12 protein-coding genes, 1 pseudogene and 1 riboswitch are annotated in these 11,769 nt (G+C 47.3%); of the genes and pseudogenes, 10 read left to right on the top strand and 3 right to left on the bottom strand.

Features of this window, described 5'->3' with window-relative positions:
- The 5 genes from AN618_RS14075 to AN618_RS11785 form a co-directional block, all read left to right on the top strand.
- On the top strand, positions 1-170 hold a 170-nt coding region (locus AN618_RS14075; RefSeq protein WP_157081749.1), incomplete at its 5' end, for a zinc ribbon domain-containing protein.
- 212 nt (positions 171-382) lie between these two features.
- Positions 383-934 carry a methylated-DNA--[protein]-cysteine S-methyltransferase gene (locus tag AN618_RS11800; RefSeq protein WP_066355460.1) on the top strand — a complete coding sequence of 184 codons (552 nt, stop codon included), beginning with the start codon at positions 383-385 and terminating at the stop codon, positions 932-934.
- 30 nt (positions 935-964) lie between these two features.
- Positions 965-2,113, top strand: coding sequence for a Gfo/Idh/MocA family protein (locus AN618_RS11795; protein ID WP_066355459.1), 1,149 nt, complete (start codon positions 965-967; stop codon positions 2,111-2,113).
- 14 nt (positions 2,114-2,127) lie between these two features.
- Entirely contained in the window at positions 2,128-3,036 is a 909-nt protein-coding gene (locus AN618_RS11790; RefSeq protein WP_066355458.1) for a beta-1,2-mannobiose phosphorylase, read from the top strand.
- A gap of 65 nt (positions 3,037-3,101) precedes the next feature.
- Entirely contained in the window at positions 3,102-3,356 is a 255-nt protein-coding gene (locus tag AN618_RS11785; protein ID WP_066355456.1) for a demethoxyubiquinone hydroxylase family protein, read from the top strand.
- Positions 3,357-3,383: 27 nt separating this feature from the next.
- On the opposite strand, the gene AN618_RS11780 is transcribed toward AN618_RS11785, so the two are convergent.
- Positions 3,384-3,716, bottom strand: coding sequence for a cupin domain-containing protein (locus AN618_RS11780; RefSeq protein ID WP_066355454.1), 333 nt, complete (start codon positions 3,714-3,716; stop codon positions 3,384-3,386).
- A gap of 269 nt (positions 3,717-3,985) precedes the next feature.
- Here AN618_RS11780 and AN618_RS14070 point away from each other — a divergent pair.
- Positions 3,986-5,015: pseudogene (locus tag AN618_RS14070) on the top strand (homocitrate synthase family protein).
- A 209-nt stretch (positions 5,016-5,224) separates the two neighbouring features.
- Positions 5,225-5,743 carry a cysteine hydrolase family protein gene (locus AN618_RS11765; RefSeq protein WP_066355446.1) on the top strand — a complete coding sequence of 173 codons (519 nt, stop codon included), beginning with the start codon at positions 5,225-5,227 and terminating at the stop codon, positions 5,741-5,743.
- Positions 5,744-5,939: 196 nt separating this feature from the next.
- Here the strand turns inward: AN618_RS11765 and AN618_RS11760 are convergent, their stop codons facing one another.
- Complete coding sequence (locus AN618_RS11760) at positions 5,940-7,145, bottom strand: MFS transporter (protein ID WP_066355443.1); 1,206 nt, start codon at positions 7,143-7,145, stop codon at positions 5,940-5,942.
- 167 nt (positions 7,146-7,312) lie between these two features.
- Positions 7,313-7,487, top strand: a riboswitch (cyclic di-AMP (ydaO/yuaA leader).
- Positions 7,488-7,579: 92 nt separating this feature from the next.
- Here AN618_RS11760 and AN618_RS11755 point away from each other — a divergent pair.
- Positions 7,580-8,713 (top strand): NAD/NADP octopine/nopaline dehydrogenase family protein, encoded by a 1,134-nt coding sequence (locus AN618_RS11755; RefSeq protein ID WP_066355441.1) that lies wholly within the window; start codon positions 7,580-7,582, stop codon positions 8,711-8,713.
- Positions 8,713-10,359: a cobalamin B12-binding domain-containing protein gene (locus tag AN618_RS11750; RefSeq protein ID WP_066355437.1), complete on the top strand. Its 1,647-nt coding sequence runs from the start codon at positions 8,713-8,715 to the stop codon at positions 10,357-10,359. The genes AN618_RS11755 and AN618_RS11750 overlap by 1 nt, the downstream gene beginning before the upstream one ends.
- Before the next feature lie 60 nt (positions 10,360-10,419).
- On the opposite strand, the gene AN618_RS11745 is transcribed toward AN618_RS11750, so the two are convergent.
- Positions 10,420-10,608, bottom strand: a complete 189-nt coding sequence (locus AN618_RS11745) for an H-type small acid-soluble spore protein (protein ID WP_066355436.1) — start codon at positions 10,606-10,608, stop codon at positions 10,420-10,422.
- A gap of 137 nt (positions 10,609-10,745) precedes the next feature.
- Here AN618_RS11745 and AN618_RS11740 point away from each other — a divergent pair, with 137 nt between their 5' ends.
- Positions 10,746-11,558 (top strand): prolipoprotein diacylglyceryl transferase, encoded by an 813-nt coding sequence (locus AN618_RS11740; RefSeq protein WP_066355430.1) that lies wholly within the window; start codon positions 10,746-10,748, stop codon positions 11,556-11,558.
- Positions 11,559-11,769 lie beyond the last annotated feature (211 nt).

Here is an 11,769-nt window from a genome sequence, read left to right as displayed (position 1 = left end):
TCGACCCCAAGGAGACCTCCAAGACCTGTCCGAAGTGCGGGAATGCTTCCCGGTATAATCGTAAGGCCCAAGGCTGGTTTAAATGCATAAAATGTGGATACCAATCTGATGCGGACAGGGTGGGGGCAATGAACATAGCCGCGAGAGGGCTCGATGCTCTTGGGGCATGACCCTGGGAGAAAGGGGAGCGTGACACCCCTTAAGGCCAAGGCGATGAACTGGGTAGACCGGTGAGTGCTGGCTAACCTGCGGCGTGTGCCGCCATCCCGCGCTGGGATGCCCCCTAATTCATTACGGGGAGGATGTCACCATTAATATATCACATTTTAAAAAATTCAGCAATATTTTAAAAAAGCAAAAGCAAAACGGAGGGTTGGCGCAATTGATATATTTTAGAAGGGTAGCTACTCCGCTGGGTATATTTCTAGTTGCCTCAAGCGAAAAGGGCGTCTGCAGGGTAGGCCTTCCCGGTGAAGATGAGGGCGGATTCACAGAAGAATTAGAAAGGATTTATGGAAAATCATACATTTTAGATGAGGACGCCTGCAGCATAAAAAACCCCTTCAACGACAAGCTGCGGGAGGAGCTCATGGGGTATTTTGAAGGTGGGCTCAGGGAATTTACCGTTCCGTTGGATTTAAGGGGCACTCGCTTTCAAAGGATGGTATGGAGGGAGGTGCTGAAAATACCTTACGGAAGGGTGAAAAGCTACGGTCAGATCGCAAAGGCTTTGGGTAAACCCGGTGCTGCCAGGGCGGTCGGCATGGCCAACAACAAAAACCCGCTGCCCATCTTGGTGCCATGTCACAGGGTGGTGGGCTGCGACGGTTCTCTTGTGGGTTACGGAGGAGGGTTGAACCTCAAGAAATTTCTTCTAAAGCTGGAAGGGGTAAAGTTTTCCGGAGAAAGGTGTATTATAGATGAAGTAAGTTAAGCCGTTCTGCGAAAGGAGGAAAATGATGGAATGGAGTGCAGGGTTGGCCTTATAGGGCTAGGGTGGTTCGCCGGCATCATCGCCCGGGCTTTAGCAGAAAAAGGCGGCGGACACTGCAGGCTGTGGGCAGTGTGCGACATCGAACCGGAAAGGGCGAGGGAGTTTGGAAAAAGATTCGGTATCGACAGGGTTTACAGAAAACCGGAAGAACTTGTGGGGGACCCTGAAATAGACATAGTGGCGATAGCCACACCGCCTCACCTTCACTTTGAACTTGCCCTGATGGCTTTTCAGGCAGGCAAAAACGTATTTTTAGAAAAACCGGGAGCCCTTCGCCAAAATGAAATGGAGGAACTGATAAAAGTTTGCAGCGAGAAAAATCTCAAGGCCACTATCGATTACGTCATGAGGAGAAACCCATTATATTTTGTGCTGAAGATGATAAATGATAGTAAAATCTTCGGTATGCTAGAAAGAGCAGGACTTGAAAATTACGCCCACGACGACCACCTCTTGCCTTCACACTGGTTCTGGGATAGCGAAAAAAGCGGAGGGATATGGCTCGAACACGGCGTACACTTTTTCGACTTGACGAACTGGCTACTGGGGCGACCGGAAAAGGTTATGGCCTTGAACATAAAAAGAGAGGGCTTCGGGTTTGTTGATAGAGTGATGGGTTTTTGCGTTCACAAAGAAGGAGCGGTTGTGGATTACTATCACGGCTTTACCAAGCCAGAGCCCTTTGAGAAGACCACCTTTTCCTTTACTTTCGAGAGGGCCTACGCGAAAGTTTATGGGTGGATTCCGGTTAGGTTAGAAATAGACGCACTGGTGACCGAAAAAACCGACGGTTTTCTGCGGGGAGAGGTTACGGAAAAAGCCCAGAATTTCCTTCCGGGAATTAATGTGAAGCTGGATGTGGAAAAGGTAGAAGAATATGAAAATGAAAAGTTTTTCACAGGCAGGGGGAAGACTTTCAAAGCTGCGGGGAGGTACACATACGTTTTTTTCATCGAGCAGGACAGGTGGGAAGTGTACCGCGCGTGCGTGGCGGAGGGGCTGAAGGACCTTTCCATGGCTGCAAGGGGGCTAAAAGAGGATTGCGATGTCACGCTTTACGACGCACTAGGTGCTCTTCAGGTGGCTCTTGAAATGGAAAAGGCGGCTGTTAAACTTTAATGAGGGGGGATGGGATGATAAGACTCAAGAGGCTTTCCGAAAAACCGGTGCTTCTTCCAAATCCTGAGCACGAATGGGAAAAGTGTGCAGTGTTCAACTGCGCCGTTTTGTACGAAAATGGATATTTTCACCTCTTTTACAGGGCTTCCAACAACGCCTTTAAACTCGACACCCCTAAACCCGAAGAAAAGTACAAATTCGTTTCTTCAATAGGTTATGCAAAAAGCGCCGACGGAATCCATTTTGAAAGGTTTGACGAGCCTGTGCTCGTGGGGAGCACCGAGCAGGAAGCGTGGGGAATTGAGGACCCCAGGATAACGAAGCTGGAAGGCAAGTACTATATGCTGTATACCGCCTTCGGCGGCAGGAGCTGGGAGGACATAAGAATAACCCTGGTGGAATCGGAGGACCTCAGAAATTGGTCCGGCAAAAGGATACTTCTGGACGAGCCCAACAAAGATGCGGCGCTCCTTGCGGAAAGGGTAAAAGGCAAATACGTGCTATTTCACCGGCGACATCCGGATGTATGGATTGCCTACTCCGATGATTTGAAGACATGGTATGACCACAGAATAATCATGACCCCCCGGCCGGGCTTTTGGGATTCCAAAAAGATAGGTATAGCGGGACCGCCTTTGAAGCTAGATGAGGGGTGGCTTCTCATTTACCACGGGGTAGATGAAAACCACGTCTACAGGCTGGGAGCTGCTCTGCTGGATCTGGAGGACCCTTCCAAAGTCCTGGCAAGGCAGGAAGAACCCATTTTAGAGCCCGAGCTGGAGTGGGAAAAACATGGCCTTGTGCCGAACGTGGTATTCAGCTGCGGCGCCTGTGAGAAGGATGGGGTAATTTACGTCTATTACGGCGCTGCGGATACCTGCATAGGCGTTGCGGCGGTGGAGAAGGGAAATATAAGGTTTTGATAACAAAAAGCCCTTCGCTTTCATATTGTATTACTGACAGATTTTAAAAAAAGGAGTGAACTTATATGGAAGGCGAAGGGGTAATGCATTACGACGATGAACGGGCGACGCTGCTCGAAATGCTGAGAGAGGACTTGATAGGGGAACTTCAGGCCATAAACCAGTACGAAAGGCACGCCCGCATGACCCATAACTCCCAGGCCAGGCAGCTTTTCCTTGAAATTGCCGACGACGAAAAGCACCACGTGGCGGAACTCATGAGGATGATAACCCAGCTTGACCGCAGGCAGGCGGAAGAGATGAGAAAGGCATTTATGTAGGAAAAAGCCCCGAAAAATGGGGCTTTTTTATTTTTTAATATAATACTGGGGGTTTGGGGTTTTTACAACGAGGACCATGGCCCTTTCGCCGGAGTTATTCCTTATGGCGTGGGGTATGTTGGCAGGGCTCAGCACTATATTTCCTTCCTGTACCTGCTTTTTTTCTTCTCCTATCGTTATTTCGGCCGATCCCTTCACTACGTGGAAAAACACGTCGACGGGGGTTTTGTGCTCCGACACCTGCTGGCCAGGTTCGAAGGCGAGCAAAACGACCTGCACCTCTTCCTTTTCGATTATCCTATTAGGAATAAGCTTCTCGGTCGAAAATTTCGCACTTTGCTCAAGGTTTATTATTTCCACCGACTTTCCCTCCAATTATGTATTCTAAAAGGAGTATACCCTAAATTATGAAAAATTTCTGTGATAAAAATCACCTTTTTGAAAAATTAGCCGGTGAGTAAGTTCCTCACGGGGTTGCATACTTTTATTTATTCTACTCCGTAAACACTCTTTGCAAATTTAACTCCAGCCATCGCATCGTTAGCATAAGCGCAATTTTTGTATTGACATATCTATTGTATATAAGTATAATCGTATACAATAAAACATATACCGAAGAGGGTATAAAAATGGGCGACAATAAGGTAAAAAAAGTAATCTTGGTCGATGCCACCTTGAGGGATGGCGAGCAGACGGCGGGGGTGGTCTTCGCCCGGGAGGAAAAATTGATGATAACAAGGTTTTTGGACATGATGGGGTGGACCAAATCGAGGCTGGGGTTCCGACTATGGGAGAAGAAGAGGAAGAAACGGTGCCTAGAATAGCAAAGCTATGGTTGAAATCCAGCATAATGGCGTGGAACCGGGCAGTAATTGAAGACCTGGAAAGGTCCTAAAATACAAACTGCGATCATCCAGAGAAGAAGTGATCGACCAGATGGTGAAAGCGGTGGAATTTGCAGAGAAAGAGGGTATGTACGTTTCGGTAAATGGCGAAGATGCCTCTAGGGCGGATTTGGAATATTTGGTGAAATTTGCCCAGACAGCCAAGGAGGCTGGCGTAGACCGCTTTAGATTTTGCGATACGGTGGGCGTGCTAGATCCCTTAACCACTTACGACACGATAAAAAAATTACAAGAAAGGCTTTCGATGGACATAGAGATTCACGCGCACAACGATTTCGGAATGGCAACTGCAAACACGGTTGCGGCAATAATGGGAGGGGCCACCCATGCTGGAGTGACGGTCACCGGCCTGGGAGAAAGGGCGGGCAATGCAGCTTTGGAAGAAGTGGCAATGGCATTAAAGCATGCTCTAAAAATGGATCACGGATTGAGACAGGAAATGTTCAAGGAACTTTCAGAATACGTATCGAAGGCTAGTGGGAGATTCTTGCCTTCTTGGAAGCCAGTGGTGGGCGACAACATCTTCGCTCACGAATCGGGAATACACGTGGACGGAGCCTTGAAGCACCCGGAAACCTACGAAGTATTTAACCCCGCAGAGGTAGGGCTGGAGCGGAAAATTTTTATAGGCAAGCATTCCGGCACGGCGGCATTAGTGAACGTTCTTGAACAGGATGCCATGGGAACTATGGCTTACATTCAGTTGGAAGCGATGGGGATAGACAGGGTAAAGATTCATCCTTTAAGGATGTGATGCTTGAGGCGAGGATTTTAAAGGGGAAGCTGAGGGTGGGTGAAAGCCCGCTTTTTGTTTACGCCCTTTTGTTCGTTGTGTCGGTGAAGGTCTACTCGAACAAGGAATTTTAAAAAGCTGCTTTTCTAAGAGGATAAGGGCAAAAAATATAGAAATTAAGAGTCAGAAGATATTAAATTACCGGAATTAATTTTAAAGGAGGGGTATATATGGGGAAGGCTCTTTTGGTTATCGATATGCTCAACGATTTTGTGGATGAAAAGGGAAGCCTGTACGTTGGAGAAGGTGCAAGAAAAGTAATACCCTTTATAAAGCAGAAAATTGAGGAATTCAGAAAAGAAGCATGTCCCGTGGTGTTCGTCTGCGACAGCCACGAAAAGGACGACAGGGAATTCGAAATGTTCCCGCCCCACTGCATTTCCGGTTCCTGGGGGAGCGAGGTCATAAGCGAGCTGGAACTTAAAAAAGAAGATAAAATAGTGAAGAAGCGCCGGTACAGTGCCTTTTACGGAACGGATCTAGACCTTTACCTGCGGGAACGAGGGATAAACGAACTTTTTCTGGTGGGCGTCTGCACTAATATATGCGTGCTTTATACCGCTAAGGACGCGAGGGAAAGGGGGTATTCGGTAAAAATATACAAAGATGGCGTGGCTTCTTTTGACAAAAGCGTTCACGAATTTGCCCTTCAGGAGATGAAAAACACCCTTGGCTGTGAATTGATATGAATGTTCTTGCGCTAAGCATTAAGGCCCCGGGAAACCACTACCGGCAATCCCGGGGCCTAATGAGATTAATCGAACAGCCGGATGCGGACCCGCTTGAGTTCACATATAAGGTTGCAGTCGACTTTGTATATTATCCTTTCGTTACTTTATAATTTTAACCACGTTCAATAAATCATTCCTCCCGATTGAATTTATATTATCCAAGCTTATTATCCGGTTGCGGAAGTTTCTCGTCAACTAATATAACCAAACTTCCGCCCAACAATGATAGAACTGCGGCAACATAATAAGCCGCAACTAAAGAGCCCGTGATATCCCTTATAAATCCGGTGACGACCGGAGCTACTACAGCGGACATCATGCCGAAAAAGTTGAACACTCCCATGGCGGTGCTCGCGGCTTCATTTCCCAAGGCCGATGCGTGGCTGCCGCTCCAGGCTACAGCTATAGGGTCCCAGGACGATTTTCCGATAATTCCGTATGCAATAAGCGATAGGATTATGGCAGATGCGGTTCGGACGTGGGCCATCAAATATAATGTAAGGGCTCCTAAGGGAAAAAGTATTAAGGCTATTTTCTTGCGGCCGAATATGTCCGATATCCTTCCCATAACGAGGCTGGGAATTATGGAGCTCATGCCCGCGATGGCTACAAATAGCCCGGCAAGTTCCATGCCGATGCCGCGCTCTTCCTTAAAAAACGTGGCCCCCCACGTGACTGCGGTCCAGTATCCGTAAAGAGCGCAAAATTGGGCGATATAAAGTAGCAGGAGGTTTTTGTTTTTTAACACTTCTTTTACGGCAAAAAAGTTTGTTTTTTCGTTGCACCTGCTTTCAGCCTCCGGCAGAATTTTTATAAAAAGAAGGGAAAGCGCCATGGTAAAAAGGGCAAGTCCTATGAATATTGCAGAGTAACTCTTAAAACGCATATACAATGGTCCGCTTATCGCAAGGCCGAGGATTAACCCAAACGACATTCCGAGATTTATTATGGCGGCCGATGTCCCCCAGTGTTTTGAATCTACCAACTCGAGCATTATTCCGTAGGCGCAAGGGTAATAGGTTCCGGCTCCAAGACCATGAAGAGCTGCGAACAAAACCAGAAGGCTGTAGCTTTTTCCGAAAAGTCCGAAACAAAAAAGCGAGACTCCCGCAGTTAAAATCCCCAGTACTATAAGACGTTTTTTTCCCACTTTATCCGCGACGATTCCCCCAGGAATTTGCATGGCTACGTAAACCAGAAAATAACTGCTGGTTATCGTGCCGAGCTGGGTATTATTTAAATTAAAATCCCTTCCTATTACCGAGAGAAGCGGATACAGCGAAGTCCTGTCGGCGTAAAGCACGGTCCACCCTAAACTTAAAGCAAATAAAATAAAGTATAGATTTTTGTTGTCTTCCATGTAATTATTTGAACTCCTTTCTTCTAGATACGAAAAAATACCCAAAATATTCTAGCGATTATTATATCACGAGAAACTGAATTTTTCATGGTGGTTTTTTTAAGATGGTCGTTGACAGTTATTCTTTTGTTTTGATATAATAAACTTTACCAAAAAAATAGATGCATCAATCTGGAACGCTGAATTCCTTCCGTGGCATTTACCGCGGAGGGAAGCGGGGGACCCACTTTTTTGGGGTGAATCCCCTTCTTATATGGGGGACGTTCCTGTATTAAGAAGGGGTAGGGTTACCTCTTCAACCCGAACCCGTCAGCTAACCTCGTAAGCGTGGAAAGAGGAGGTTGATAGCTTGAGGGTTAATCCGCCCAAAAGAAGCTATGGTCCTCCATAGCTTTTATTTTTGTGGGAAATATAAATACAGGGGGGTGACGTTTATGATAAAAAGACCGGAAAACGTGCGGTATGCGGTTATAGGCGCTGGCAACGGCGGCCTTGCGATGGCGGGGTATCTCGGGCTGATGGGCTTTACGGTAGCGCTTTACAATAGATCTATAGAAAAAATTAAGATCCTGGTTGAAAAACCGGAGATATTGTTGACCGGTGCTGTGGAAGGTATAGGGAGGCTTTCTACCGTTACGGATAATATAAAAGAGGCCGTAAAAGATTCCGATATTATCATGATAACGACTCCAGCCACTGCTCACAGGGAACTTGCCAGGATGATGGCGCCTCATCTTGACGACGGCCAGATAATCGTGTTGAATCCCGGAAGGACCTGCGGAGCTCTGGAGGTATACCAGACTCTTCGCGAGGCAGGGTGTGATAGGGATATTACCGTGGCGGAGGCGCAGACCTTTATATACGCCTGCAGAGCAACGGGCCCTGATAGTGCCAAGATATTCAGCGTAAAAAATGAGGTTAAACTCGCTGCAATTCCGGCCAGTAGGACGGAATACGTGATTTGGCTTTTATCCGCAGCCTATCCTCAGTTTAAACCGGCAAGGGACGTAATGGAAACTAGCCTCAACAATTTCGGAGCGATATTCCATCCTGCTCCTACCCTGCTAAACAGCGGGCATATAGAACGGGGTCAAACTTTTGAATATTATCTTGAAGGAATCACACCGAGCATAGGCCAAATGTTGGAAAGGCTCGATGCTGAAAGGATGAAGGTTGCAAGGCTTCTCGGCGTTAAGACTATGTCTGCCGTGAAGTGGCTCGAGGAGTCTTATGGGGCGCGCGGGAATTCAATATACGAAGCCATCCAGAATAATCCGGCTTACAAAGGCCTTACTGCGCCAAAGGACCTGAAAACCAGGTACATCTATGAGGATGTACCTTTTAGCCTGGTTCCTATTTCATCTCTTGCTAAAAATATGGGGATAGAAACTCCTGCCATAGATACCATAATACGACTTGCCAACATGATGACGGGCGAGAACTTTTGGGAAACGGGAAGGACCGTAGAAAAGTTGGGGCTTGCCGGGCTTGACCCGTCTCAAATCATCGAATTTGCTCAGCAGGGATACATCGACACTGCCAAAACCGGTGAGGAGGTGGTTGCGTAATGGCCAGAATTCTTGGTGCTACTATCGGGAATTGCGTGCATGTGGCGGGCGTGATGAATTTCCTCTCGCTCGCCGAAAGAGAAGGATACGAAGTGGAGTTCTTAGGTCCGGCTGTTAAGGTAGATGAACTTATAGCAGCTGTGAAGGCGAGGAAACCGGACTACGTGGGCTTAAGTTACCGCCTCACGCCGGAACCTTTGAGGGAGATATTGAAAGAATTAAAGGAGAAAATCGAATCTTCCGGCCTTGACAGAGGGATTAAATGGATCTTCGGAGGAAACGAACCGACCGCTCGGATTGCGGAGGAAAGCGGCATATTTGACAAAGTATTTAACGGGCTTGAGGATATCGACGATGTAATAGGATTTCTCAAAGGTTACAGGCATTCGGAAGAAGAAACCTATCCTCAAGACTTAATATCGCGCATTGAGTCCAAATATCCGTATCCGATTTTGAGACATCATCTCGGCTTGCCGTCCCTTGAGGCCACGATAGAAGCCATCAAAAAGGTGGCAGAAGCTAAAGTGCTAGATGTCATTTCGGTTGCCCCAGACCAGAACGCCCAGGAATTTTTCTTCGAACAGCACAAGATGGACAGAAGACTGGACGGAGCAGGGGGCGTTCCGCTGCGGAAAAAAGAAGATTTTGAAGCTCTTTACGAAGCCTCGCGCCGCGGAAATTATCCTCTTCTCCGGTGCTACAGCGGCACCAATCACCTCATAGAGTTTGCCGAACTCTTGCAGGAAACTATTAAAAATGCCTGGTGCGCCGTTCCACTTTGCTGGTACAGCGTCCTGGACAAAAGAAGTTCCAGACCTCTCAGGGAAGCCATAAGAGAAAACCAGCAGGTGATGAAGTGGCACGGTGAGAGGGGCATACCTGTAGAAGTAAACGAATCCCACCATTGGAGCCTCAGGGATGCCCACGATGCCGTGGGCGTTGCCACGGCATATTTGGCGGCGTACAACGCCAAGAAGATGGGTGTAAAGCACTACATCGCCCAGTACATGTTCAACGTCCCGCCGTCGCTTTCGCCGAGGATGGACCTGGCAAAAATGCTGGCAAAGATAGAACTTATAGAATCGCTGCAGGATGAGAACTTCAAGGTTTACCGGCAGGCCAGGGCTGGCCTTGCCAGCTTCCCGGGCGATCTTTCTCAAGCCAAGGGGCAGCTTGCGTCATCGGCATACCTTGCCATGGCGATAAAACCGCATATTTACCACGTGGTAGGGTTCTGTGAGGCTCATCACGCAGCTACAGCCGAGGACATTATCGAAAGCTGCAAGATAGTGCGAGGCGTTATAAGAAATGCCTTCTTGGGGCTGCCTGATATGGTAAATGATCCAGTGGTGCAGGAACGCAAGAATCAGCTTATAAAAGAAGCTATGGTCATATTAAACGCCATAAAACAGCTAAATCCCAGTGCGGAGGACCCGCTTTCCGATGCGGATACCATTGCAAAAGCCATAGAGCTAGGCATTTTGGATGCTCCGCACCTCAAAGGCAACCCGGCGGCCTGCGGAAAACTGGTTACAAGATTGTTAAACGGCGCCCTTTACGCTTATGATCCTGAAGAAAACAGGATACTGACCGAAGAAGAAAGGATAGAAAAAATATTTAAAAAAGCTGAGCTTGCGATAAGCTAAGAAAAAGAAAGAAGGCCGACCAATTACAAGGTCGGCTTTCACTTTTTAATTTTTTGTGCGTTAAAGCAATATTTCGCCTTCCACCAGGTCTTTTACGGGGACGCGAGTTACTACTCTGTCGCTCAATATCTCAACTTCTGCAGAATTATCTTCGGGCTTTAACCCTCGAATCCATACCAGCTTTCCCTTGTAAAAGACTTCATAGGTATCGGGTGAATTTAAAATTTCTTGAGCACGCTGAAAGTCCATACAAAAACTCCTTTCTTTTATTCTACAATTAGAATTTGCGCCTCTTTGAAGCTATATACAATAGTGCATTTTTGGTGATAAAATAAAAATAAAACCTGCCCTAAGGCAGGAATAAAAAAAGGAGGAAGCATACCCGCATGTTTATCGAAGGAATAAGTCCGTACGCGTTTAAGATAGGCCCTATCGCTGTTCACTGGTATGGAATATTCATGGCCATATCTTTTTTGGTAGGTTCATATTACCTATATACTATGGGAAAGAGGCTTAATCTTGATGAAGATTTTCTACTTAACCTTGCAATTGTCGTCATAATAGCCGGAATCGTCGGAGCGCGCCTCATGTTCGTGCTCACAAACTACCCCGAATGGTTCTTAAAAGATCCCATTCAGATAATTAAGATTTGGGAAGGCGGGCTTTCGTGGCACGGCGCCCTTTTAGGCGGGTTTCTCGCAGGATGGCCTTATTGCAGGAGATACGGCATAAATCCCAACGTCGTGGCGGATTTGACCGTGCTGGGGCTTTCCTTCGGCTATATAATAGTGAGGATAGGCAACATCTTCAATCAGGAAGTTCTGGGGCGCATGACCGAATTTTCCTTCGGCAGGTGGCCGGCGCAGTTAATAGGTTCTTCTATCGGCCTCGTGCTTCTGGTGAGGTACTTATATCTTCAGAATAAAAACCTGCCGCCGGGGTACCAGTTCTGGTCCTTTATATGGTGGCATCAGATTTTAAGGGCCCTGATCGAAGAAACGGTAAGGGAAAATCCGCTCTTTCTCGTCCACTACGTAAACGAAAAATGGGGCATAGGATTTTTCACGTTGACGCAGCTTATAACTCCCTTCGTGGTGGCTTTCGCCTACTTCATGTACAGGTCCACCAGCGGTCACGGCTACGGGGGTTACGGCTACGGCGGATACGGTTACGGGGGATACAGGAGAAGGCATTACTGAAAGACAAGGAAGCTTTAAAAGCCGAGGTCCTCGTTTACAAAAATCCCGCCAGAATGCCCCGATTTTAATCGGAGGATGAATGGCAGCTTGCTATTTTTTTCCGGTTGTGCTAAAATTTAAGCGAACCGGAGGAGATACTATATGCAGACAGTAACCCTCAAGGTAAAACTCCTATCCCCAAACAAAGGCAAACTGGAAAAGATGGTTCGAA

The organism is Fervidicola ferrireducens, assembly GCF_001562425.1.
GTDB classification, from domain to species: Bacteria; Bacillota; Thermosediminibacteria; order Thermosediminibacterales; family Thermosediminibacteraceae; genus Fervidicola; species Fervidicola ferrireducens.
The sequence above is the reverse complement of the archived record's forward strand: the minus strand, read 5'-3'. Positions and strand labels throughout refer to the sequence as shown.

Excerpts from the sequence above, each read along its gene's own strand:
- AN618_RS11795 (WP_066355459.1), top strand. The coding sequence starts at position 965 with ATGGAGTGCAGGGTTGGCCTTATAGGGCTAGGGTGGTTCGCCGGCATC.
- AN618_RS11790 (WP_066355458.1), top strand. The coding sequence starts at position 2,128 with ATGATAAGACTCAAGAGGCTTTCCGAAAAACCGGTGCTTCTTCCAAAT.
- AN618_RS11785 (WP_066355456.1), top strand. The coding sequence starts at position 3,102 with ATGGAAGGCGAAGGGGTAATGCATTACGACGATGAACGGGCGACGCTG.
- AN618_RS11765 (WP_066355446.1), top strand. The coding sequence starts at position 5,225 with ATGGGGAAGGCTCTTTTGGTTATCGATATGCTCAACGATTTTGTGGAT.
- AN618_RS11760 (WP_066355443.1), bottom strand. The coding sequence starts at position 7,145 with ATGGAAGACAACAAAAATCTATACTTTATTTTATTTGCTTTAAGTTTA.
- AN618_RS11755 (WP_066355441.1), top strand. The coding sequence starts at position 7,580 with ATGATAAAAAGACCGGAAAACGTGCGGTATGCGGTTATAGGCGCTGGC.
- AN618_RS11750 (WP_066355437.1), top strand. The coding sequence starts at position 8,713 with ATGGCCAGAATTCTTGGTGCTACTATCGGGAATTGCGTGCATGTGGCG.
- AN618_RS11745 (WP_066355436.1), bottom strand. The coding sequence starts at position 10,608 with ATGGACTTTCAGCGTGCTCAAGAAATTTTAAATTCACCCGATACCTAT.
- AN618_RS11740 (WP_066355430.1), top strand. The coding sequence starts at position 10,746 with ATGTTTATCGAAGGAATAAGTCCGTACGCGTTTAAGATAGGCCCTATC.